The organism is Motiliproteus sp. (genome assembly GCF_965230735.1).
Classification (GTDB): domain Bacteria; phylum Pseudomonadota; class Gammaproteobacteria; order Pseudomonadales; family Balneatricaceae; genus Motiliproteus.
Map to the genome: position 1 here is coordinate 1,119,239 of NZ_OZ246016.1, position 22,077 is coordinate 1,141,315.

22 protein-coding genes and 1 other RNA gene are annotated in these 22,077 nt (G+C 59.4%); 13 read left to right on the forward strand and 10 right to left on the reverse strand.

From position 1 onward, the window contains the following. Positions 1 to 79: 79 nt before the first annotated feature. Positions 80 to 1,555 carry a 4-hydroxy-3-polyprenylbenzoate decarboxylase gene (gene ubiD, locus ACO05M_RS05245; RefSeq protein WP_421868611.1) on the forward strand — a complete coding sequence of 492 codons (1,476 nt, stop codon included), beginning with the start codon at positions 80 to 82 and terminating at the stop codon, positions 1,553 to 1,555. 60 nt (positions 1,556 to 1,615) lie between these two features. Then, on the forward strand, positions 1,616 to 2,356 hold the full coding sequence (locus tag ACO05M_RS05250; protein WP_421868613.1) for an NAD(P)H-flavin reductase: 741 nt from the start codon (positions 1,616 to 1,618) through the stop codon (positions 2,354 to 2,356). Between the two features lie 82 nt (positions 2,357 to 2,438). Here the strand turns inward: ACO05M_RS05250 and ACO05M_RS05255 are convergent, their stop codons facing one another. Genes ACO05M_RS05255 through hemC form a run of 4 tightly spaced genes read right to left on the reverse strand, consistent with a single transcriptional unit; the run spans position 2,439 to position 6,796 of the window. After that, entirely contained in the window at positions 2,439 to 3,746 is a 1,308-nt protein-coding gene (locus tag ACO05M_RS05255) for a heme biosynthesis HemY N-terminal domain-containing protein (protein WP_421868615.1), read from the reverse strand. Then, positions 3,743 to 5,014: a uroporphyrinogen-III C-methyltransferase gene (locus tag ACO05M_RS05260; RefSeq protein ID WP_421868617.1), complete on the reverse strand. Its 1,272-nt coding sequence runs from the start codon at positions 5,012 to 5,014 to the stop codon at positions 3,743 to 3,745. The genes ACO05M_RS05255 and ACO05M_RS05260 overlap by 4 nt, the downstream gene beginning before the upstream one ends. 16 nt (positions 5,015 to 5,030) lie before the next feature. Next, positions 5,031 to 5,864 (reverse strand): uroporphyrinogen-III synthase, encoded by an 834-nt coding sequence (locus ACO05M_RS05265; RefSeq protein ID WP_421868618.1) that lies wholly within the window; start codon positions 5,862 to 5,864, stop codon positions 5,031 to 5,033. Then, positions 5,861 to 6,796 (reverse strand): hydroxymethylbilane synthase, encoded by a 936-nt coding sequence (gene hemC, locus ACO05M_RS05270; RefSeq protein WP_421868620.1) that lies wholly within the window; start codon positions 6,794 to 6,796, stop codon positions 5,861 to 5,863. The genes ACO05M_RS05265 and hemC overlap by 4 nt, the downstream gene beginning before the upstream one ends. A gap of 282 nt (positions 6,797 to 7,078) precedes the next feature. Between hemC and argH the strand changes: the two genes are divergently transcribed. Next, positions 7,079 to 8,467 (forward strand): argininosuccinate lyase, encoded by a 1,389-nt coding sequence (argH, locus tag ACO05M_RS05275; protein ID WP_421868622.1) that lies wholly within the window; start codon positions 7,079 to 7,081, stop codon positions 8,465 to 8,467. Positions 8,468 to 8,547: 80 nt separating this feature from the next. On the opposite strand, the gene ACO05M_RS05280 is transcribed toward argH, so the two are convergent. Further along, positions 8,548 to 9,063: a glycine cleavage system protein R gene (locus ACO05M_RS05280; protein ID WP_421868624.1), complete on the reverse strand. Its 516-nt coding sequence runs from the start codon at positions 9,061 to 9,063 to the stop codon at positions 8,548 to 8,550. A gap of 133 nt (positions 9,064 to 9,196) precedes the next feature. Here ACO05M_RS05280 and ACO05M_RS05285 point away from each other — a divergent pair, with 133 nt between their 5' ends. From ACO05M_RS05285 to ACO05M_RS05300, 4 genes are all read left to right on the forward strand, one after another. Continuing rightward, positions 9,197 to 10,117 (forward strand): AEC family transporter, encoded by a 921-nt coding sequence (locus ACO05M_RS05285; RefSeq protein WP_421868626.1) that lies wholly within the window; start codon positions 9,197 to 9,199, stop codon positions 10,115 to 10,117. A 220-nt stretch (positions 10,118 to 10,337) separates the two neighbouring features. Continuing rightward, positions 10,338 to 10,520: a hypothetical protein gene (locus ACO05M_RS05290; protein WP_421868628.1), complete on the forward strand. Its 183-nt coding sequence runs from the start codon at positions 10,338 to 10,340 to the stop codon at positions 10,518 to 10,520. Positions 10,521 to 10,522: 2 nt separating this feature from the next. Beyond that, complete coding sequence (locus tag ACO05M_RS05295) at positions 10,523 to 13,150, forward strand: GAF domain-containing protein (RefSeq protein ID WP_421868630.1); 2,628 nt, start codon at positions 10,523 to 10,525, stop codon at positions 13,148 to 13,150. Positions 13,151 to 13,277: 127 nt separating this feature from the next. Beyond that, positions 13,278 to 13,478 (forward strand): hypothetical protein, encoded by a 201-nt coding sequence (locus tag ACO05M_RS05300; RefSeq protein ID WP_421868632.1) that lies wholly within the window; start codon positions 13,278 to 13,280, stop codon positions 13,476 to 13,478. 127 nt (positions 13,479 to 13,605) lie between these two features. Here the strand turns inward: ACO05M_RS05300 and ACO05M_RS05305 are convergent, their stop codons facing one another. The 5 genes from ACO05M_RS05305 to ACO05M_RS05325 form a co-directional block, all read right to left on the reverse strand. Continuing rightward, entirely contained in the window at positions 13,606 to 13,794 is a 189-nt protein-coding gene (locus tag ACO05M_RS05305) for a hypothetical protein (RefSeq protein WP_421868633.1), read from the reverse strand. Positions 13,795 to 13,813: 19 nt separating this feature from the next. Next, complete coding sequence (locus ACO05M_RS05310) at positions 13,814 to 14,431, reverse strand: 5-formyltetrahydrofolate cyclo-ligase (protein ID WP_421868635.1); 618 nt, start codon at positions 14,429 to 14,431, stop codon at positions 13,814 to 13,816. 48 nt (positions 14,432 to 14,479) lie between these two features. Beyond that, positions 14,480 to 14,659, reverse strand: a non-coding RNA gene (gene ssrS / locus ACO05M_RS05315) — 6S RNA. A gap of 100 nt (positions 14,660 to 14,759) precedes the next feature. Further along, entirely contained in the window at positions 14,760 to 15,068 is a 309-nt protein-coding gene (locus tag ACO05M_RS05320; RefSeq protein ID WP_421868637.1) for a cell division protein ZapA, read from the reverse strand. 5 nt (positions 15,069 to 15,073) lie between these two features. Beyond that, positions 15,074 to 15,277, reverse strand: a complete 204-nt coding sequence (locus ACO05M_RS05325) for a DUF904 domain-containing protein (RefSeq protein WP_421868639.1) — start codon at positions 15,275 to 15,277, stop codon at positions 15,074 to 15,076. Positions 15,278 to 15,536: 259 nt separating this feature from the next. Between ACO05M_RS05325 and ACO05M_RS05330 the strand changes: the two genes are divergently transcribed. The 6 genes from ACO05M_RS05330 (at position 15,537) to ACO05M_RS05355 (ending at position 22,036) form a co-directional block, all read left to right on the forward strand. Beyond that, complete coding sequence (locus ACO05M_RS05330; protein WP_421868641.1) at positions 15,537 to 16,133, forward strand: UPF0149 family protein; 597 nt, start codon at positions 15,537 to 15,539, stop codon at positions 16,131 to 16,133. 15 nt (positions 16,134 to 16,148) lie between these two features. After that, on the forward strand, positions 16,149 to 17,534 hold the full coding sequence (pepP, locus tag ACO05M_RS05335; protein ID WP_421868643.1) for a Xaa-Pro aminopeptidase: 1,386 nt from the start codon (positions 16,149 to 16,151) through the stop codon (positions 17,532 to 17,534). After that, positions 17,534 to 18,817, forward strand: a complete 1,284-nt coding sequence (ubiH, locus tag ACO05M_RS05340; protein ID WP_421868645.1) for a 2-octaprenyl-6-methoxyphenyl hydroxylase — start codon at positions 17,534 to 17,536, stop codon at positions 18,815 to 18,817. The genes pepP and ubiH overlap by 1 nt, the downstream gene beginning before the upstream one ends. After that, positions 18,814 to 20,124 (forward strand): FAD-dependent monooxygenase, encoded by a 1,311-nt coding sequence (locus tag ACO05M_RS05345; RefSeq protein WP_421868646.1) that lies wholly within the window; start codon positions 18,814 to 18,816, stop codon positions 20,122 to 20,124. Before ubiH ends, ACO05M_RS05345 begins: the two co-directional genes overlap by 4 nt. A 137-nt stretch (positions 20,125 to 20,261) precedes the next feature. Beyond that, positions 20,262 to 20,654, forward strand: coding sequence for a glycine cleavage system protein GcvH (gene gcvH / locus ACO05M_RS05350; RefSeq protein ID WP_421868648.1), 393 nt, complete (start codon positions 20,262 to 20,264; stop codon positions 20,652 to 20,654). 173 nt (positions 20,655 to 20,827) lie between these two features. Continuing rightward, entirely contained in the window at positions 20,828 to 22,036 is a 1,209-nt protein-coding gene (locus ACO05M_RS05355; protein ID WP_421868650.1) for a class I SAM-dependent rRNA methyltransferase, read from the forward strand. Positions 22,037 to 22,077 lie beyond the last annotated feature (41 nt).

A 22,077-nucleotide genomic window follows, 5' to 3' on the forward strand; every position in this document is an offset into this window, starting at 1 on the left:
AGGTCAATGACCTGCCTTTTTTTTCGGTCGTGACTGTGATGAAATAGCCGACCGTTCTAGTCTGATTTACGGTATTTCCATGAAATACAAAGACCTTCGCGAGTTTATCGACGCCCTGGAGGCCCGGGGTGAGCTGCAGCGGATCAGTGTCGAAGTTGATCCGGTGCTGGAGATGACCGAAATCTGCGACCGCACCTTACGTGCCGGTGGACCGGCGCTGCTGTTCGAAAACCCCAAGGGGTTTGATATGCCGGTGCTGGCCAACCTGTTCGGCACCCCGAAGCGGGTGGCGTTGGGGATGGGGGAAGATGATGTCGATCAGCTGCGCGAAGTGGGCAAGCTGCTGGCGTTTCTGAAGGAGCCTGAGCCGCCGAAGGGGATGAAGGATGCCTGGCAGAAACTGCCGGTGTTCAAGCAGGTGATGAACATGGGGCCGAAGGTGGTTAAGCAGGCCCCTTGCCAGACTCATGTGTTCCAGGGCAGTGATGTTGATTTGACCAAACTGCCGATCCAGACCTGCTGGCCGGGCGATGCTGCGCCACTGCTGACCTGGCCGTTGGTGATCACCAAGGGGCCCCACAAAGAGCGTCAGAACCTGGGGATCTACCGACAGCAGCTGCTGGGTAAGAACAAGCTGATCATGCGCTGGCTGTCCCATCGCGGTGGTGCGCTGGATTTCAAAGAGTGGCGCGAAGCCCACCCCGGCGAGCGCTTCCCGATCTCGGTGGCGCTGGGCGCCGATCCGGCCACCATTCTTGGGGCGGTGACGCCGGTTCCCGATACCCTGTCCGAGTACGCCTTTGCCGGTTTGCTGCGGGGTCAGAAGACCGAGCTGGTCAAGTGTCTGACCAACGATCTGCAGGTGCCGGCAACGGCGGAGATCATCCTCGAAGGCTATATCGAGCCCGGGGAGTTGGCCGACGAAGGCCCGTTTGGCGACCATACCGGTTACTACAACGAGGTCGAGCGTTTCCCGGTCTTTACCGTCGAGTGCGTGACCCATCGCCAGGACCCGATCTACCACAGTACCTACACCGGACGGCCGCCGGATGAGCCGGCGGTGTTGGGGGTGGCGCTGAATGAGGTGTTTGTTCCGATCCTGCAGAAGCAGTTCCCGGAGATCGTGGATTTCTACCTGCCGCCGGAGGGCTGCTCCTACCGGATGGCGGTGGTGACGATCAAGAAGCAGTACCCGGGCCACGCCAAGCGGGTGATGATGGGAGTCTGGTCATTCCTGCGTCAGTTTATGTACACCAAGTTCGTTATCGTCACCGACGATGATGTGAATGCCCGTGACTGGAAAGACGTGATCTGGGCGATGACGACCCGGATGGATCCGGCCCGCGATACCGTGATGATCGAAAACACCCCGATCGACTACCTGGATTTTGCGTCGCCGGTCCCTCGGCTGGGTTCCAAGGTCGGCTTTGATGCCACCAACAAGATGCCCGGCGAAACCGAGCGTGAATGGGGCAGCCCGATCACCATGACCGACGAGGTCAAACAGCGGGTTGATGATATCTGGGCTAGCCTGAATATAAAGCTGCCGCAGTGAGTCGGCGATTGGGCCTGAGTTAAACAAGCCAGAGCATACAAAGAGATAAGAGACGATTATATGGCCGCTACAAGCCAAGCCACTATCAGCGACTGTCAGGTCGAAGAGGTTACCCAACTCACCGACGGTATCTACCGTATTCAGCTTCGGTTGCTGCAGCCGTTGGTTCATCGGGCTGGCCAGTACCTGGAGCTGCTGTTGGATCAGGGTCAGACGGCAGTACCTTATACCGTGGCTTCCGCACCGGCGGCGCTACCGTTGTTGGAACTGCAGATTCAGGATCTGGGCGAAGGGGGGCTGGCCTCTCGGGTGATCGATACGTTCAAGAACCAGTCGACGGTGCAGGTACGCTTTCCCCGGGGTGAGTGCTATCTGGATCAGGCGCCGCAAGATCCGTCACAGCCGATCATCCTGATCGGTGCGGGTACCGGCTTTTCTCAGATGAAAGCACTGATCGAACATGCCCTGGCCGAGCAGATGTCCAATCCGTTGCATCTGTACTGGGGGGTGCGTGAGGCGGAGCACCTGTACGGTCACGAACTGATCGAAGGCTGGCAGCAGAGCCATCCCAATTTCTATTTCCATCCGGTGGTCTCTGACCCGACCGGTGATGACTGGTCCGGCCGCATCGGACTGGTGCACGAGTCGGTGATGGAGGACTTTCCGCAACTGGATAAGCCGTTGATCTACGTCTGCGGCTCGCCGGCGATGGTGTATGCCGTCGAGGATGATTTCCGCGAGCGCGGGATGGGCGACGGCCAGATGTTCTCCGACGTATACAGCTACGCACCACGCAGCTGATCCGTTTTTCTCGCAACTAAACTCGCAACTAAAAAAGCCGCTGTAGATCAGCGGCTTTTCTTATGGTGCTTGGCAGTGCCGGTTAGCTGGCGGCTTGTGCCTTGGCGGCCTCATCGTTGCTGCCTTCCGACTCGGTAGGCACCGGTTCCGGCTGAACTTCAGGCTGCGGCAGCTCGGGCAGTGATGCGGTCAGGCTATCGACGTACTGATCCAGCACCTGCGGATCGGTGCTGCCGTTGCTGCGGTTGTGCAGCAGACGGGCCAGCTCAGCGTAGGTCACCTGTGAGGGAGACAGTTCCAGGCTCTTCTGGAAATAGTTCTGGGCCTGCTCCCACTCGCTGTTGCGTAGGGCCAGTCGGCCCAGGGTCAGCTGCAGGTTGGCATCGCCGCTGTGCATCTGTTCCCAGTCCCGCGCCTGGCGGAACTGCTTGTTGACGTCGGCGCCTTCAATACGGCCGTAAAGTTCAACCAGCTTGGAGCTCCACTGCTTCTTCAGGCGCTCGCTCAGGAACTTCTCGGCGCTGGCGCCGCCGTCGCACTCAAGCAGCAACTCGACCTGACGTTCGATCAGGTTGTCGTCGTTCTGCAGTGTCTTGGGTACCGACTTCCAGCCGTGGCCCAGCATCCGCTGACGCGCCTCGTTGCCTTCGCCGTCGCCGACCGATTCCAGGCTCTTGGCCAGATGGCCCAGATAGATCTTCTGTTCCAGCTGTTGCAGCTGCTCCGGCGGATAGACGTTGCGCTTACGCAGATCCGGCAACAGTTGCACCATCGAACCCCAGTCTTGCAGTTCGGTATAGGTCTGGGTCAACAGTTTCAGAATATAGGAGTGCTTGGGCGCCTTGCTGCGCAGCCGGGTCAGGGTTGCCAGTGCCGACTCCCAGTGACCGCGGTCGATCTGGATCTGGCTCTGGATAATACCCACGGCAACGTCGGCTTTCGGTGCCGCCAGGCGGGCTTCGTCGAGCAGGGCGTCACAGCTTTCGTGCTGGTTCTGCTCGTGGGCCGCCTGGGCCGCCGCCAGATAGTTAACCAGCGAGACACCGGAGTTGGGTGCCGCCTGGCTCAGCAGACGCTCCGCCTTAGACCAGTTGCCGGCCGACAGCGCGTTCAGACCGTTGAGGGTCTTGCGATCCGCGTTGTTGCGGGCGTGATTTTTACGCCACTCGTTGATCTTGCGACGACGAGTCATCAGGTACTGGGCGAACTGCAGCAGCAGATAAAACGCGGTAAAGCTCAGGATCACAATCAGACCCAGACCCCAGATACTGGTCTCGATGATGGTGCTCTTGAAGCTGACCAGGACATAGCCCGGGTCCTGGACGATCAGCTCACCGACCAGCGAGCCGGCCAGCAGAACGATCAGGGCGAAGATCAGCAACAGTTTCATTGGCCCGCTCCTTCGAGTTTATGCAGCTCGGCCAGGTAGGTCTTCAGGGCTTTCAGCGAGCCGGAGATGTCCGGCATCTCCGGTGCGACCTGGGTACCCTTGATCTCGTCCAGTGATTTCACCAAGGCAGCGCTGGTGGCGTCGGTCTTCTCGAAATAGGTCTTGATCCAGTTGGCGGACTTGTCCAGGCCGGCGTCGAAGGCCTGTTGCTTGCCCTGCAGCAGTGCCAGTTGGGTCTGCTCCAGCATCAGGTGCAGATTCTGGGTCAGGAAGTAGTGTTGCTCCGGCGACAGCAGCGGCTTGACCGGCTCATCGGCGCGGCGGACGACGATCAGGTTGCCCAGACGATCCATCGCGTTGGCCCAGGATTTGGCCAGGCCGTCGTTCCAGCTTTCGGAAACGCTGTCCGGGGTGATCTCTTTCAGCATCTCAGGAATCTGGTGCTTGTCGGTAATCGGCAGCAGACGCAGGTTGCCGACCTGAGTGCTGATGGCGGCCAACTTCAGGTAGATGCCGTCGATATCCAGGCTCGGAACGGCTTCCAGCGCGACGATGTCTTTGGCCAGCGCCTGACGGATCGGGTAGATGGAGACATCATCGGTCTCCTTCAGAATCAGGTCCGCGCTCTTCAGCAGGCTCAGGGCGCCACTGGAGCTGCGCTCCATCAGCACACGCTGGTTAGCCAGTCGCAGCAGGTACTCCACTTCGGCCAGCAGCCAGTCCTTGCGGGTATCGGTGCCCATCTTGCTGACCTGCTGCATCGCCTTAGAGAGGCGGCTCTGCAGTTCATCCACGTTGCGCTGCTGGGCGCTGCTGCCATCGCGCAGTTGCTTCAGCTCGCCCAGAATCTGGCCGTTCTGCTGTTGGGTATCGCGATTGCTGTCGTTGGTGCTGCCCAGTTGCTCTTTGACCGAAGCCAGCTGTTCGCTTTGCTGGATCTGCAGCTTCTGCAGCAGGGTATAGCCGTAGCCCAACCCACCCAGCGCCACCAGTACCAGCAATAGCGCCAATACCGCCAGCTTGGAGATACCGGCTTTGGCAGGGGCCTGACTGGCGGCAACCGGCTGTTCGGCTACCGCTTCGTCGCTGCTGTCGTCGGACTTGGCTTCCGTTTCGGTCTCAGCATCGCTGGCTTGCGCCGTGACTTCGGTATCGGGCTGCTCAGCGTTATCCTCAGTCACGTTCTCCGGAGTGTCTGCCGCATTGGCTTCCTGTTCCGTTGCTTCTGAGTCGCCCGGGGTCTTCTGGTTGGGCTCTTTATTATTCATGGAGCGTTTTCCCATCTCACTGTTCCATCTTGCCAGGGGTTGCTCCGAGGTCCATCAGTACAGCAATCATGGCCTCATCGGTGGCGTTAGCCGCAACCCGGATGTGGTTGAATTTATTCTGTTTTGCCAGTTCGGCCACCCGTTGGCTGGGTACCACCAAGGGTGTCTCGGCGAGCTGGCCGACTCCTCCCCCGTGGGGCTGGGTCAGGTTGATCAGGTTGGTCAGTGCTTCGCCACTGCTTACTAACATAGCTGAAGCGGATGATTTATAAATGATACTTTCGATTTCCGTTGCATCATATTCGGGTATTTCCCGGCAATAAAGTTCAGCCAGATCGACCTGGGCGCCTCGCCGGCGTAAGGTCTCCGCCATTAGTTCACGGCCACCACGCCCGCAACAGATCAGAATCCGCTGTCCTTCAACCCGCTGCAACTGCGGTAGCTGCAGCAGGGTTTCGCTATCCATCCGGCCATCGCCGCTGCAGGGCTGGATGCCGAGCTCTCTGAGGCAATCGCCTGTTGCGCTGCCGACGGCCAGCCAGTCAATCCGGATCGGTAACTGGGGCCAGTACTGGTCGATCCATTCATAACCGAGGCGTGCCGCGTTGGCGCTGACGAAAATGACCGCCCGGTAGTTATCCAGGTCCAGAAAGTACTGTTTAAGCAGCGGATACTGGGGAGCATCCGCTGCGGTTGGGGTGATTTTCAGCAACGGGAAACGGATCGGCTCCGCGCCTAACTGTTGCAGCCGGTGACACAGGGGTTCGGCCTGGTGGGCCGGCCGGGTCACCAGAATGCGTTGCCCAGCCAGTGGCAGGGCTTGTCCGGCGTTATCCCGGCACCGATTCACTTGCCGTAGACTTCCTGCAGAATTTCTTTGGCGCCCATATCCAGCAGCTGTTCGGCCAGCTCGATCCCCAGCGCTTCAGCACGCTCGACGCCGCCGCGAACCTCGGCACGCAATACCTTGGAACCGTCGGGACGACCAACCAGGCCGCGCAGGTAGAGTTCGTCGCCGGCCTCGTTGAGGGTGGCGAAACAGCCGATCGGAACCTGACAGCCGCCTTCGAGGCGCTTGTTCATGGCCCGTTCGGCTTCGACCCGGTAGGCGGTCGGCTGGTGGTGCAGCGGCTTGAGCAGCTCCAGAACCCGGGTGTCATCGGTACGGCATTCGACCCCGACGGCACCCTGGCCACCGGCGGGCAGGCTGACGGTATCGTCGATCTGGCTTTTGATCCGGTCTGCCATCTCCAGTCGGATCAGACCGGCGGAGGCGAGGATGATGGCGTCGTATTCACCGGCGTCGAGCTTGGCCAGGCGGGTATTGACGTTGCCGCGCAGGAAGTTGATCTTCAGGTCCGGGCGCAGCTCACGGATCTGGGTCTCACGACGCAAGCTGGAAGTGCCGACCACCGCCCCTTCGGGCAGTTCGTCGAGACTGTTGTAGGTATTGCTGACGAACGCATCGGTGGGGTTTTCCCGCTCACAGATGATCGCCAGTCCCAGGCCTTCCGGAAACTCCATCGGTACATCTTTCATCGAGTGCACGGCGATGTCGGTCTCGTTAGCCAGCAGGGATTGCTCCAGCTCTTTCACGAACAGGCCTTTGCCGCCGACTTTGGCCAGCGGGGCATCGAGAATTTTGTCACCCCGTGAAACCATGCCGACCAGCTCTACTTCCAGCCCCGGGTGGGCCTGTTGAAGTTCGGCTTTGATAAATTCGGCCTGCCACAGGGCCAGCGGGCTTTTGCGAGTGGCGATACGGATCAGATTGTCGGTCATGACTTGTCTCTTACAGCGGGCGATAACAGTAGCCCGGAGTTTATCAGATAACGCCGCCGGCTTAACCCCGGCGCCGAAACGGCAAACTATCTCAAGATCAGGGCGGTGGCGATGATCTCGGTTAAGTCGAACCGCACCGATTTATGCCAGAGGATCAAGCACCGCCCGGGACTGGGGTTGGCACCGCTCTCGGTGCTATACTTCGCGGCTCACTTTTTACCCGTTCATTCGTTTAGTTAGGGATGGCTCGATGGAGCCGTACCGCAGGATCAGGCAAGCACTATGTCCAATACCAATCAGCAGTGGGGTGGCCGCTTTTCCGAAGCCACCGATGCCTTCGTGGCCCGTTTTACCGCCTCGGTCGATTTCGACCAGCGTATGTACCGCCAGGATATCCAAGGGTCGATGGCTCACGCCAAGATGCTGGCCAAGGTTGGTGTGCTGACCGACGAGGAGCGTGATGCGATCCTGGGTGGTCTGCAGGAGGTGATGGACGAGATTGAACGGGGTGAGTTCGAGTGGTCGGTGGCACTGGAAGATGTGCACATGAACATCGAAGCGGCGCTGACCCAGAAGATTGGCATCACCGGTAAGAAGCTGCATACCGGCCGCTCCCGTAACGACCAGGTGGCCACCGATATCCGGCTCTACCTGCGCGACGAAATGAAAGTGATCCTCGGTGAGCTGACCCGCCTGCAGCAGGGCCTGCTGGATGTGGCCGAGCGTGAAGCCGACACCATCATGCCGGGCTTTACCCATCTGCAGACCGCTCAGCCGGTCACTTTCGGCCACCATCTGTTGGCCTGGTTCGAGATGCTCGAGCGCGATCACGGCCGTCTGCTGGACTGCCTCAAGCGGGTCAATATCATGCCGTTGGGCGCGGCGGCGCTGGCCGGCACCACCTACCCGATCGATCGGGCTTACACCGCGGAGCTGTTGGGCTTCGAGCGTCCCAGCGAGAACTCGCTGGATTCGGTCAGCGATCGGGATTTCGCGATCGAGTTCTGCGCCGCGGCCAGCCTGTTGATGACCCATCTGTCACGGGCCTCCGAAGAGCTGGTGCTCTGGACTTCGGCCCAGTTCGACTTTATCGACCTGCCGGATCGCTTCTGCACCGGTTCCTCGATCATGCCGCAGAAAAAGAACCCGGATGTGCCTGAGCTGGTTCGTGGTAAGAGCGGTCGGGTCAACGGTCATCTGATCTCGCTGCTGACGCTGATGAAGTCGCAGCCGTTGGCCTACAACAAGGACAACCAGGAAGATAAAGAGCCGCTGTTTGACGTGATCGACACGCTGCAGGGCTGCCTGCGTGCCTACGCTGACATGATCCCGGCGATCACCAGCAAGAAGGAAAATATGCGCGAAGCGGCCCTGCGCGGCTTCTCCACCGCCACCGATCTGGCCGATTATCTGGTCCGCAAAGGGGTTGCCTTCCGCGATGCCCACGAGATCGTCGGCAAGTCGGTCGCCTACGGTATCGAGCAGTCCAAAGATCTGGGTGAGATGGAGCTGGCCGAGCTGCAGCAGTTCTCCGATACCATCGAAGCCGATGTGTTCGAGGTGTTGACCCTGGAAGGCTCGGTCGCCGCCCGCGACCATATCGGCGGTACCGCGCCGGATCAGGTTCGCGCCGCGGTTGATCGTGCCCGTGAGGTACTGGCGGCTCGCTAAGCCTGAGATAATCTTCGCCGCTAGCGGCAAACGAAAAAGGGCCTCGAAAGGCCCTTTTTTATTGCGATAGCAAAGCCGGTTCAGTCGAGGGTGATGTCGACCATCAGATCGGAGGCGATCGCCTCGAGACTGTCCTGCAGGTCATCCAGATCGACCCCCTGAGGCACGATCAATGAGGCCTTGGCCTTGAACAGCAGCTCCGCCGACATGGAGCCGCTGACCACTTCGGTGGCCAGCTCTTCGACGCTGACCTTACGGCTGGCCAGGGCGCGGGAGATATCACGCACAATCCCCGGCTTGTCGTGACCGATCAGTTCCAGAGTCAGGCTCTGGCCTTTGGGCTCGTCGGTGCTGCCGCTTTCGGTAACTACGCTGACGGTTAATCCCTGGCTTGATAAGCCATCCAGCGCTTTGAGCAGCGACTCGACCTTGTCGTCATCGACACTGGCGATCAGGATACCGGCGAACTGGCCGGCCAGTCGCGACATGCTGCTCTGTTGCCAGTTGGCACGGTGCTCGGCCAGCGTGGTGGAGAGCAGTTCGACCAGACCGGGCTTGTCGGCGCCGATTGCGGTCAGGATCAGAGAAGTTTTCATAGACGCTCCCTAGCAGCTTGTTTAATCTCCCTTGCATTGTAGGCCCGAGCCGAATCCCACTGCAACGTTGCATCGCAACGCAGTGAACGGCCGATCGCGGATTCTCAACGCCGCCATTTTCAAGAGTTGCTCTATGAACGAACTGCTGACCGTCACTGCCGCCCTTGGGCCGGTATTTGCTCTGGTGGTGATCGGTGTCGGCCTGCGCTGGCTGCGTTTTCCGTCGCTGGAATTTTGGCCGCTGGCCGAGCGTTTCACCTACTATCTGTTGTTTCCATCATTGCTGGTCCTGAAGATTTCGACCACCGAGCTGCCGGTGGTCGGGGTCGATTCGGTGATCCTGGCGCTGTTGCTGGTGTTGGCGGCGATGATCCTGATCACCCTGGTGTGTGGCCGCTGGTTGGGGCTGGGACAGGCCGCGTCGAGTTCGTTCTTTCAAGGCGGGGTGCGCTTCAACACCTACGTCGGCCTGGCGGCTGCCACGGAGCTGTTTGGTGAGACCGGGTTGCTGTGGGGGGCATTGTTCTTGGGGTTGATGATCCCGCTGAAGAATATTGCCTGCGTGGTGCTGTTTGTGTTGTTGGGCAACGGTCGTAGTGGTTGGGGAGCGTTGTTCAAGTCGCTATTTACCAACCCGCTGATTCTGGCCTGTCTGCTGGGCGCGGTGCTCAATCTCAGCGGGCTGGGAATGCCGGGACCGCTGGTACCGGTATTGGAGCTGCTGAGCCGGGCGGCGCTGCCGCTGGGGTTGTTGGCGGTCGGTTTTGGCCTGGAGCTTCGGGCGCTGAAGAGCGGCGGTGCTGCGCTTTGGAGTGCCTGCGCGCTGAAGCTGCTGCTCTATCCATTGTTGTTTGCAGGGCTGGCATTGCTGCTGGATCTGCCTGAGCAGGCCACGGCGGTGCTGCTGGTCTTTGCGGCGGTTCCTACCTCGCCGGCGGCCTATATTCTGGCGCGACAACTTGGGGGCGATGCGCCGCTGATGGCGGCCATTATCACGGTGCAGACCCTGCTGGCGATGCTGACGATGCCGTTGCTATTGGCGCTGCTGGGGTGAGAATTGGTTGTAATCACCCCGCTAAACTAATGTCCTACGTGACTTTTTAGTGGTTTTATCTATTCTCAGGTTGTAACTAGTTTGTGCCGACGGACCTGAAAATCGCTTCGAACGGAACTCTTACCAGCGCGAGTTTCGTCACAGTTGGCTTTTCCAGCCTCCGCCGACCTGGTCTCAACGCTGTGGGCCTTTGATTTGAAAAGGACATTGGAGAAAGGCGGTGATCAATAAACCGGAGTTTCCCGTTCTGCTCTTTATCGGCGGACTGCTGCTGTTTGCCTGGCCGCTGATGGAGGTGGCCCGGGCCTTAACACCCGGTGGTCGGATTCTCTACTTCTTCGGCTTCTGGGCCCTGATCGTGGGCTTGAATTTCGTGCTGTTCCGTAAGCCGGACAGGTCCTGATCATGTTCAGTGCCGGTACCGTTTTTCTGGTCTTTCTGGGGTATATGGCAACCCTGTTCGCCATTGCTCAACTGGTCGAACGCAGCCCGTCCATCTCCCAATACCTGTCCGAGCGCCCCTGGGTTTACGCCCTTTCCATCACGGTTTACTGCACCTCCTGGACTTTCTACGGCAGCGTCGGGCTGGCTTCGCGCCAGGGTTTGGCTTATCTGCCGACCTACCTGGGGCCGACGCTGGCGATCGGGCTTTGGTGGGTGGTGCTGCGCAAAATCGTACGGATCAAGGAACGCCGCCATATCACCAGCATCGCCGACTTTATCTCGGCCCGTTACGATCGATCCCAGGGGGTGGCGATGGTGGTGACGCTGATCGCGTTGATCGGAACGCTGCCCTACATTGCGATCCAGCTGAAAGCGGTGGTCAGCAGTTTCAGTGTGATTACCGGCGGCTCCACCACCCAGCTGGACTGGGATGGCCTGGGGCTTTGGGCCACCGGATTGTTGATCGCGTTCACGGTGTTGTTCGGGGCCCGGCGACTGGATCCGACCGAGCGCCACCAGGGCATGATGACGGCATTGGCGGTCGAGTGTGTGGTCAAGCTGGTGGCCTTTCTGGCGGTGGGGCTGTTCGCCACCTTCGGGCTTTTTGGCGGATTCGATGGCCTCTATGCGGCGCTTCCCCAGGCTGACTGGGAACAACTGACCCGGGTCGGCAGCGGCGAAACCTCGGCCTACACCCGCTGGATGACGGTTCTATTTGTGTCGATGGCCGGGATTCTGTTCCTGCCGCGTCAGTTTCATACCGCCGTGGTTGAGAACAGCAACGAGAACCATATCCGCACCGCGATCTGGTTGGTGCCCGCTTATCTGTTGCTGATCAGTTTGTTTGTGGTGCCCCTGGCGGCGGCTGGCCGTGCGCTGGGACTACCGGTCGAGTTATCCGATTCCTATGTGTTGCTGTTACCGCTTCAGTCGGATCAGCAGGCGCTGTCGATGCTGGTGTTTCTCGGTGGCCTGGCAGCGGCCAGCGGGATGATTATCGTCAGTTCGGTAACCCTGGCGACCATGAGCACCAACCACCTGCTGGTGCCTATGATCGACCGGATCGAGGCGCTGCACTGGCTTAAACGCTACCTACTGCCGGCCCGTTGGTTGACGATTGCGGTGGTGATTCTGGTCAGCTATCTGTTTGCCCGCGAGCTGACCGCCGGGCGGGCGCTTGCCAATATCGGCATGCTGGGGTTTGTCGCTGCGCTGCAGTTTGTGCCGGTTATTTTCGGTGGTCTGTTCTGGCTCAAGGGTAACAAGGCCGGTGCCACCATGGGCCTAGGACTGGGCTTTATGATCTGGTTCTACACCCTGATGGTGCCGCTGTTGGCGCAATCGGGCCAGTTGTCGTTGAGCCTGGTCACCGAGGGCCCCTGGGGGGTTTATTGGCTCAAGCCCGAGGCGTTATTCGGCATGGATCGGTTCGATTCGGTGACCCACGCCTCGTTCTGGTCGCTGTTCTTCAATACCGCCGCCTATCTGTTGGGTTCGGTGTTGCTGCCGCAGAAAGAGTCGGAGCTGGAACTGGCCAGCTCCTACGTTCATGCCTTCCGTTATTCGGCCGAGGGCACCGAACAAGGGCCGGATGACGCGGGCCAGATCGCCAAAGATGAGAAGCTGGGTGAGGCTCAGGTACTGCTGGAGCAGTATTTCAGCGAAAAGATCGCCCGCAGCAAGATTCGCCAGATCAGCGAAGGGATGGGGGTGATCGAGAAAGACTATCTCTCGGCGGGTGAGTTGCTGCGCTTTCATCGTGAATTGGAGCGGGTGCTGGCGGGCAGCATCGGAACCGCCGCCGCCCATAAGGCGATGAAACAACACCTGAGTTACTCCAAGGTGGAGCATGAGCAGGTCAGTCATGTCTATGCCGGTATCCTGGCCAACCTGCGCCTGACCCCGGATGAGCTGCTGGAGCGGATCTCCTACTTCGAGGAGCGCGACAGGATTCAGCGTGAACACGCTCGGGAATTGGAAAACCGCGTGCTTGAACGCGAGCGGGAGATTCGGGCACGCAAAAAAATAGAGCAACAGCTGGAGCGATCGGTTAATTCGCAGCGCCTGTTGAATGAGTTGCTGCGGACCACGTTGGAACCCAAACCGCTGAAGCAGGCGCTGCAGCGGGCGCTGGAGCTGGTATGCCGTCAGCGTTGGCTGCTGGCCGAGTCCAAAGGTGCGGTTTTTCTTGCCGATGATCGGCACCAGCAGCTAAAACTGTTTGTCTATCAGGGGCTTGATCCGGATCGTCTTACCCGGTGCGATCAGGTGGCCTATGGCCAGTGTATCTGCGGACGAGTGGCGCAGAATCGGCAGCTGATCCATACCGAAGCGGTGTCGTCGCAACAGCCCGAGCAGCACTGCCGTCTATCCGCCCACGACCATTATGCAGTGCCGATCCGTTACGAGGAAAAGCTGCTGGGGGTTCTGATTCTCTATTTGAGTGAGGGGCACCAGCCGGGCGACGAGGAGATAGATTTTCTCGATACGGTCTCCTATGTGCTGGGTGGGCTGATTCAGCGTAAATGGACCGAGCAGGCGCTGGCCGACAGCACCCAGGATGATCTATCCAGCTCTGAGCCCGGCTAAGGTTGTCGCTTCAACAAGGATTATTCCCCGAAGGCTTCAATGCTGAAGCGTTTCCTTGAGTGATATGGCGAATAAACCGGGCAAGCAGGCTTTTAGCGCTTCCTAATGAGCGTCTCCGTCACCTTAAATGATTCAGCCTGTTCGCAGGATTGCCCGGCTTTTATCCGTTATGGCTTTCGATGGGCTATTAAAAGGCCTGGGCTTTTATGACTTAAGCCATTTTGGCGTGTCTTTACCTGGCGAAGCTTTGAGCAAGGGTTTATTGCTCAGACCGTCTGAGGAGCAGGCCAGCACCGGCTTTGATGGCCAAAAACAAAAATATTTATAATCCAATTGAACTTATTACCGATGCCGGCGTCCATCCAGTAGATTGGAATTTGGCTATCCCTAAAAGTTTTAGGATGGCGGCCGAAAACCCAAGCAGGAATTAATTAATATCAAGTGTTGCATTTTTGTTAAATTGTGCGATTCTTGCCGACTTTATTTTCGCGCAGTCCGTGGGAAGAAAAAGCGACGATATGAAAAAGGGTCCTGATCTCGTTCTGGTTTTGGTATTGGTTTTTGTGGTTGGCTTCGTAATTACCGGGGTCAGTAATACCGATCTCGCGGTTGCCGCCATTAACCGCTAAACCCAAACCCAGCATGGCTCCACCACCACCGGGTTCATCCGGCGGTGCCTTTTCCGCTCCAATAAATTTGACGCTCGGTGGCGACTGCCGTCAGCGGGATATCCCAGTCAGCCATCTCAAGCTTCGGCCGCTTCTGCAGCTCGTGGGCCAGACCGATCAGCTTCGGTGAATTCCGAGGTGGGCGGCTATCGCCGCGGGTACGCCGGGTAAAGGCGAAACTGCGGTCGTAATAGCCTCCCCCCATGCCCAGGCGCCCTCCATGGGGGTCAAATCCCACTAACGGTAGCAGCACCAGGTCCAGCGCCCAGGGGTGGACGCGGGGTTCGAGTCGAATATCCGGCTCTGAGATACCGTAGATGTTCTTTCTTAAGCGTGCGTCGGGTCGATAACGGGCGAACCAAAGCCGGTTGTGGTAGATCGGATGCAGCACCGGCAGAAAACAGGTCTTACCCATCTTCAGAGCCATATCGATTAACGGCAGCGGCGAGATTTCGCCGTCGCTGGGTAGGTAGAAGGCGATCCGCCTGGCGCGTACAAACTGCGGATTGGATTTCAGACAGCGGGCCAAGTCGGCTGCAGCACGACGCTGTTGGGCTGGATTCAAGGCTCGGCGTTGCTGGCGTAGCTGCTTTCTCAGTTGGGCACGATTCATGAGGCGCCTATGAGTTGGAAAAAAGTGGCGGGATCGCGGCTAGAAAAGAGGCTCCCCGCAGTGCCGGTGTCGATGTCGGCCCTGAACCCGAAGGTTCAAGGTGGCGGTTCCCGAACCATATTAGGCTTCCCGTCTTGCGGACATGCGCATCAATGGCAACTGAGAACCTCCGGAAATGTGATTATCGGCTCAAGGGACTGTACCGACTGCCAAACACCGAAGGGAGCAGGGCTATTATACGCCGCAGTTACACAAAGTCAGGTCTTGAATCTTAAGGTCGATCTGTGGTTGCGGGCCGATGGTCGGGTTTCAGGGTGGCGGTACAGATTCAAGCAGGCGCTTCGTTGGTGTCTTTTTTACCGGCCATCGCCTGGGCGATCTGATCGCTGAGATGCTGTTGCTGCTGCTTCAATGCTTCGAGTTCGCGCTGGGTCTGCAGCAGTTCGTGGGTCAGGTTCAGCGCAGCCATCACCGAGATCCGATCCAGGCCGTAGACCTTGCCGCTTTGCTTAATCTCGTTCATGCGCTGATTCAGCAGCTGTGCCGATGCCAGCAATTCCGGCTGGGCCTCAATCGGGCAACTGATCAGAAACTCTTTGCCCTGAATCTGAATCTGGACCTTGTTGGCGTCGCTCATTGTCCCTACCGCTCCATTGCCCGGAGGCGGTCGATCATTGCCTCTACCTGTTTTTGGGTTTCATCACGGACGATCCGGAGTCGGTTACGTTCCTGTAACAGACTCTGCTGGCGCTCTCGTAGCTGCCTGTTTTGACGCTCTAACTGGGCGCAGTAATCCAGCAGGGATTGTACCTGGCTCGGCAGATCAGATGGGGTCGGTTCCAGCATGCCGCTCACTCGTTTGGACTTAGCCCAGAATAGTAGGTTGGGGCGGGTCAGGGGTCAATCATCTGTCCATTACCGGTTGGTTCTAAATTCCTGCTGCTAAGGGTTTTCTTTCTGCCATGGGATCGGCCTGCACGTTTGGCCGGGTGAGCGCCTGACATCGTGGTTACAGCACCCGGCAAATGGTAGGATTTGGTGTTTCTCATTCTTCCGGCCAGGTTGGGCAAATTCCCACCCGGCCCTGTACAGAGGTTTTTCCGCCGTGGCAGAGCAAGTGTCTTCCGATATCAGTAATTTTGACCAGCTGGCCGAGCTGTTTTTACAGCATGCCGCGTTACACTCGCCGGCCGAACTGCACGGCTATCTTTGTGGTTTGTTGTCAGCCGGTAACCGACTGACATTGGACTCCTGGTTTCAGAGTGCCGCGACCCAGCTGGGGATAGAGGAAGAGCTGAGTGCACCGTTGCGGGCCGGTTTGTCGACCCTGTATCAGGTCACGCTGGCGCAACTGGAAGAAGCCGGTTTCGACCTGCAGCCGCTGATCCCGGATGAGGAGGTCGAGTTGGCACAACGGGCCGAGGAATTGGGGCTCTGGTGTCATGGTTTTCTCTGTGGTTACGCCCTGGGTAAGGGGCGACCGGCTGAGCAGCTCAGCGAGGATGCTCGTGACGGCATCCGCGATCTGTCACAGATCGCCCAGATCGCCGTCGATGAGGGAGCCGAAGAGGAGAGCGAAGCTGACTTTATCGAGATCTACGAATATGTACGGATGGTGGCCTTGCTGGTGTTCTCCGAGTGCAACCAGCGAGTGGTCAGTGAAGAGGGCGCCCAGCTGCCGCCTGACACCGCATTACACTGAGCGGAGCCTTGATCGATGAGTCATCCTGTTCCATCTTCGGTCGAGCCTTCGATCGATTTTGAACCCGTCAGCATCGGTGAGTTTCAGCAACGCCGGGAGCGCCTGCTGGGGCAACTGCCGCCGGGGACCGGGGTGCTGCTGCGAGCAGCAAGCCAGAAGATCCGCAATCGCGATGCCGAATACCCCTTTCGCCAGCATAGCGATTTTCACTACCTGAGCGGTTTTCCCGAGCCCGATGCCCTGATGCTGCTGATCAAGAACGCACAGGGTGAGATCCGTTCGCTGATGTTTGTGCTACCCAAAGATCCGCAACAGGAGATCTGGACCGGTTATCGCGTCGGTGCCGACGGGGTGGAGGCGCGCTTCGGCTTTGACCAGGGCTACACGCTGGACCAGCTTGATAAACTGATGCCGCCGCAGCTGCAGGGGCTGGAACAGCTCTATTTCAGCTTCAGTGATACCGAGCTGTCGGCACAACTCCAAGGGTGGTGCCAAAATCTTCAGCAGCGGCTGCGCAGTGCCGAGCAAGTACCGCAGCAGCGTCTTAATTTGGAGCCGCTGTTGCACGAGCTGCGCTTGATCAAGGGCCCTGCCGAGCAGCAGTTGATGCGGGCTGCCGGACAGATCAGCGCCGCGGCCCATCGACGGGCGATGCAGAAGTGTTGCTCCGGTATGGGTGAGTATCGTCTCGAGGCCGAGATTCAGCACGAATTCGGCCGCCATGGGTGCCGCTTTCCCGCCTATGCCAGCATCGTCGGTGGTGGCGCCAACGGCTGTATCCTGCACTACACCCAGAATAGCGACACCTTGGATGACGGTGAACTGGTGCTGATCGATGCCGGCGCCGAGGTGGAAGGCTACGCCGGGGATATTACCCGTACCTTCCCGATCAACGGTCAATTCAGTGATGATCAACGTGCGCTGTACCAAGTGGTGCTGGACGCCCAGCAGGCCGCGATTGCAGTGGTAAAGCCCGGTGCACGCTTTGACGATCCCCATCAGATCGCTCTGAAGCTGTTGGTCGTGGGGCTGGTCAAGCTCGGGTTGCTGCAGGGGGACCCGGACGAACTGATCGAACAGGAAGCCTACAAACCCTTCTACATGCATCGCACCAGCCACTGGCTGGGGCTGGATGTGCATGATGTCGGCGAATACAAACAGCAGGGTGAATCGCGCATCTTAGAGCCGGGCATGGTACTGACCATCGAGCCCGGGCTGTATATCGCACCGAACAATGAGACGGTCGAGCCTCGCTGGCGGGGTATCGGTATTCGGATCGAGGACGATGTGCTGGTGACCGATAGCGGTCATGAGGTGCTGACCGAGTCGGTGCCTAAAACGATTGATGGGATTGAGCGGTTGATGAATCAGCAACCGCGTCAACTGACCGAGGCGGAGTGATGGAAAACTGTGATATCGCCATTGTCGGCGGGGGCATGGTCGGTGCGGCACTGGCGCTGGCGCTGGCCAAGGGACAGCAGCCGGGGAAAACGCTGAAGATCGTGGTGTTCGAAGCGTTCGAGATGCCGCAGCAGAGCGATCAGCCGCTGCAGCCGAGCTACGATGCTCGTTCGACCGCGTTGTCCTTGGGCACCCGGCATGTGTTTGAACGCCTCGGAGTCTGGTCCGCGTTGGCTCCCAGTGCCTGTCCGATCGGCCATATTCGAGTGTCCGACAAGGGGCATTTCGGTGCCGTGCGCTTGGATGCCGACAAGGAGAACGTACCGGCACTGGGTTATGTGGTGGAGAACCGCAGCCTGGGGCGGGTGCTGATGCAACCGTTGCAGCAGCCGGATTCCGGCGTCGAGTTCCGCTGTCCGGCCGAAGTCGTGGCCGCCCGTCCGACCGCCCAGGGAAGTCTTATCGAATACGAATACGACGGCGAGGTCTGTGGTATTGAGGCAGGACTGTTGGTGATCTGCGATGGCGGACGCTCGGGGTTGCGTGAGCAACTGCATATCGACAGTACCGAAACGCCTTATGAACAGTGTGCTCTGATCGCCAACCTGTCCCTGGATCGACCCCATGGTGCGATCGCCTACGAGCGTTTTACCGATCAGGGACCGATGGCGCTGCTGCCGCTGCACGATGATGAACAGGGCAAGCCTCGGGCTGCGCTGGTCTGGAGTGTGCCGATGGAGCAGGCCGACGAGCTGTTGAACATCGATGATCAGGCGTTTCTGCGTCAGTTGCACGACCAGTTCGGCTACCGTGCCGGTCGGATCACCCGGGTCGGAGAGCGTCACAGCTATCCGCTGAAACTGATGCGAACCCGTGAGCAGGTCCGTCGTGGCGTGGCGGTTTTAGGTAACGCCGCCCATACGTTGCACCCGATCGCCGGCCAGGGTTTTAACCTGGCCCTGCGTGGCGCGATGGTATTGGCGCAGGAGCTGTTGTCGGCCCAGCGGCAGGGGCTACCGTTGGGCGGCTTGGAGACGCTGAACCGCTTCCATGATCAGCTGGGCTGGGATCAGTACAAAACCATCGGTTTCAGTGATCGTGCCACCGTGCTGTTCTCCAATGATCAGTCGCTGCTGGTGATGGCCCGCAATGTCGGATTGTTGGGAATGGAACTGGCATCGCCGCTCAAGCATGCCTTTGCTGATAGCGCGATGGGGCTGGATGTGGCCTTGCCGGAACTGGGCGGCGCGTACCGCCATCAGGTGACTAAGGAGTCAGCATGAGCGAAAACCAAATCGCAGCTGCCATGCCGCTGGATCGAGAGGTCGATGTTGCCATCGTTGGGGGTGGCATGGTGGGGCAGGCACTGGCCTGTGGCCTGGGATCCAGTGCGCTGTCGGTGGCGGTGATCGATCCGTTGCAGACCGATGCGGCGCAGCGGCTTGCCAAGGTGAAATCGGAGGCGAAGCAGGGGTTTGATCCCCGGGTCAGTGCGTTGAGCCTGGCCTCGGAGCAGATACTGCGCTCCCTCGACGCCTGGCCGACCATGGAGCTGTTGCGGGTCGAACCCTACCAGCGGATGCGGGTCTGGGACGGCGAGGGCACGGCAGAAATTAGTTTCTCCGCCGCCGAGCAACATCAGAGCCACCTGGGGCACCTGGTCGAAAACCGGGTCACCCTGGCGGGGCTGCAGCAGTCGCTGGAGCAGCATGACAATATCGAATGGCTCGGTGGCCGTACTATCGCCACCCTGTCGGAGCCCGAGGCGGACGGTCTCGACAGCTGGCGAATCCTGAGTCTCGACGATGGCAGTCGGCTCAAGGCGCGGCTGGTGGTGGCTGCTGACGGCGCCCGCTCGGCCACCCGCCATCTGGCCGGGATGCCGCTGAGCGAATGGGACTATCAGCATCACGCCATCGTGACCACCATTACCACCGAGCAGCCACATCAGCAGACCGCCTGGCAGCGTTTTACCGAGGATGGCCCGTTGGCACTGTTGCCGCTGGCCGGTGATGGGCACCAGCTCTCGATCGTCTGGTCAACGTCGCCCAATCATGCCGATGCGTTGATGGCGATGGATGATGCCGCCTTTAGTGAGGCGCTGGGGCAGGCGTTCGAGTTTCGATTGGGGCGGATCACCGAGGTTGATCCTCGCTTTAAATTCCCGCTGACCCAGCGCCATGCCAAAGACTATGTGGCGCCGTCGTTAGCGTTGGTGGGGGATGCCGCCCATACCATCCATCCGCTGGCCGGACAGGGGGTTAACCTGGGATTGCTGGATGCCGCTACCCTGGCCGAAGAGCTGTTGGCGTCCAGCGAATTGGGACTGCCGCTGGGTGAACTGCAACGACTGCGTCGCTATCAGCGCCGCCGCCAGGGTGAGAACCTGCAGATGATGGCCACCATGGCCGCATTCCGTCATCTGTATGGCGAGGTGCCGCCGGTAGTGCATTGGCTGCGAAATGTCGGGATGAAGCAGGTGGCCGCGACCGGTCCGCTGAAGCGGTTGCTGGTGCGCCATGCGCTGGGGCTGGAGGGTGATCTGCCGCAGCTGGCGCGGCGCCCCCTGGACCAGACCGGACTTGGATAAAATCGCCTGTCGGCAGGCTAGCCCCTGCCCAAAGTAATGAAATTTCTAGGGCCTTGGTGAAAAACCGAGCTAGAATATTGTTTCGAATTTCCCCGGTGGAACCGGGCTCGCTATTTTTTCGTTGAGAGGACGACCCCATGAGTAACATCCCTGCTGAGCTGAAGTATGTATCCAGCCATGAATGGATTCGTGATGAAGGCGATGGCACCGTAACGATCGGGATTACCGACCACGCTCAGGAACTGCTGGGTGATGTGGTCTTTGTTGAACTTCCGGAGGTTGGCGAGAGCTTCTCTTCGGGCGATGACATGGGTGTGGTTGAGTCGGTGAAGGCGGCCTCCGATATCTATGCCCCGATCGGCCTGGAAGTGGTTGCGGTCAATGCGGAGTTGGAAGACTCTCCCGAGTTGGTCAACTCCGACTGCTACGGTGACGGCTGGTTCTTCCGGGTTCGTCCTACCGATGCCAGCGAGCTGGAAGGGCTGCTGGATGCTGAAGCCTACGGCGAGCTTTGCGAGTCGGAGTCTTAATCCGATTCCAGGCCCGGGCGGATGACCCTGCCCGGACGTCGCACCGGCCCTGCTGAGACTTCGGCAGGGCTTTCTTTTATGTGCTTTTTGCCTCTCGCACCGTGCTTCTTGCTCAACGGTGTGACTGCCTCCCCAAACCGCTAATTCTGAACGTTCATTGAGAGTACCTGACCTTGCAACAGTCGACCCCGCTACAAGTCCTGCGTTTAAAAGCCAAAGCCGATCGCCGTTTACGGGGCGGTCATCTATGGATCTACAGCAATGAGGTCGATACCAAAGCGACCCCGCTGAAACAGTTTCAGGTCGGAGAGCAGGTGGTGGTCGAGCAGGCCGGCGGTAAGCCCTTGGGGGTCGCCTATCTGAATCCCAACAACCTGATCTGTGGTCGCATGGTCAGCCGGGATCCGGCCCAGTTACTGGATCGCTCGTTGCTGGTACATCGGCTCAAAATAGCCCTGTCACTGCGCCAGCGCTGTTTCGAGCAGGATTGCTATCGACTGGTCTATGGCGACAGTGATGGCTTGCCGGGACTGGTGGTGGATCGATTCTACGACCTGCTGGTGGTGCAGATCTCCAGCGCCGGCATGGAACGCCTGAAATCTGAGCTGGTCGATGCCTTGCAGCAGGTGATCAAGCCGAGCGCGATTCTGCTGCGTAACGACGGCAAGATGCGGGCGATGGAAGGGCTGGAAAGTTATGTCGAGACCGCGCTGGGTGAGGTGCCGGAGCTGGCGCCGCTGGTGGAGAACGGGGTTAACTTTGCTGCCCCGGTACTGACCGGCCAGAAGACCGGCTGGTTCTACGATCACCGGATGAACCGGGCCCGGCTGCAACAGCATGTCGCCGGTAAGCGGGTGCTGGATGTGTTCAGCTATATCGGCGGTTGGGGGGTGCAGGCGGCGGCGGCCGGTGCTGCCGAGGTGGTCTGCCTGGATGCCTCATCGACGGCGCTGGATGTGGTCGAGCACAACGCCCAGCTCAATGGCGTTGCCGACCAGGTCCAGACGCTGCAGGGTGATGCCTTTGAGGGGCTCAAGCAGCTCAAGGCCGAGGCGGAGAAGTTCGATGTGATCGTGGTCGATCCGCCGGCCTTTATCCAGAAACGCAAGGATATCCGTAACGGCGAGCAGGCCTACCAGCGTATCAACCAACTGGCGATCAGTCTGCTGGCCCGTGACGGGCTGTTGGTGTCCGCTTCCTGCTCGATGCACCTGCAGCGGGATCGGTTGGTGGAGATCATTCGCGCCTCCAGTCGCCAGGTTGATCGTCAGGCCCAGATCATCGAACAGGGGCATCAGGGCGCTGACCATCCGGTTCATCCGGCGATCCCGGAAACCGACTATCTTAAGTCGATGTTTGTCAGGATTCTGCCGAGTTTCTGAACCGGCTGCACAGTGGCTGGATGCAACACGGCGGCAACGGA

Coding starts and splice junctions, on each gene's coding strand:
- ubiD (WP_421868611.1), top strand. CDS start 80: ATGAAATACAAAGACCTTCGCGAGTTTATCGACGCCCTGGAGGCCCGG.
- ACO05M_RS05250 (WP_421868613.1), top strand. CDS start 1,616: ATGGCCGCTACAAGCCAAGCCACTATCAGCGACTGTCAGGTCGAAGAG.
- ACO05M_RS05255 (WP_421868615.1), bottom strand. CDS start 3,746: ATGAAACTGTTGCTGATCTTCGCCCTGATCGTTCTGCTGGCCGGCTCG.
- ACO05M_RS05260 (WP_421868617.1), bottom strand. CDS start 5,014: ATGAATAATAAAGAGCCCAACCAGAAGACCCCGGGCGACTCAGAAGCA.
- hemC (WP_421868620.1), bottom strand. CDS start 6,796: ATGACCGACAATCTGATCCGTATCGCCACTCGCAAAAGCCCGCTGGCC.
- argH (WP_421868622.1), top strand. CDS start 7,079: ATGTCCAATACCAATCAGCAGTGGGGTGGCCGCTTTTCCGAAGCCACC.
- ACO05M_RS05280 (WP_421868624.1), bottom strand. CDS start 9,063: ATGAAAACTTCTCTGATCCTGACCGCAATCGGCGCCGACAAGCCCGGT.
- ACO05M_RS05285 (WP_421868626.1), top strand. CDS start 9,197: ATGAACGAACTGCTGACCGTCACTGCCGCCCTTGGGCCGGTATTTGCT.
- ACO05M_RS05295 (WP_421868630.1), top strand. CDS start 10,523: ATGTTCAGTGCCGGTACCGTTTTTCTGGTCTTTCTGGGGTATATGGCA.
- ACO05M_RS05300 (WP_421868632.1), top strand. CDS start 13,278: ATGATTCAGCCTGTTCGCAGGATTGCCCGGCTTTTATCCGTTATGGCT.
- ACO05M_RS05305 (WP_421868633.1), bottom strand. CDS start 13,794: ATGCTGGGTTTGGGTTTAGCGGTTAATGGCGGCAACCGCGAGATCGGT.
- ACO05M_RS05310 (WP_421868635.1), bottom strand. CDS start 14,431: ATGAATCGTGCCCAACTGAGAAAGCAGCTACGCCAGCAACGCCGAGCC.
- ACO05M_RS05320 (WP_421868637.1), bottom strand. CDS start 15,068: ATGAGCGACGCCAACAAGGTCCAGATTCAGATTCAGGGCAAAGAGTTT.
- ACO05M_RS05325 (WP_421868639.1), bottom strand. CDS start 15,277: ATGCTGGAACCGACCCCATCTGATCTGCCGAGCCAGGTACAATCCCTG.
- pepP (WP_421868643.1), top strand. CDS start 16,149: ATGAGTCATCCTGTTCCATCTTCGGTCGAGCCTTCGATCGATTTTGAA.
- ubiH (WP_421868645.1), top strand. CDS start 17,534: ATGGAAAACTGTGATATCGCCATTGTCGGCGGGGGCATGGTCGGTGCG.
- ACO05M_RS05345 (WP_421868646.1), top strand. CDS start 18,814: ATGAGCGAAAACCAAATCGCAGCTGCCATGCCGCTGGATCGAGAGGTC.
- gcvH (WP_421868648.1), top strand. CDS start 20,262: ATGAGTAACATCCCTGCTGAGCTGAAGTATGTATCCAGCCATGAATGG.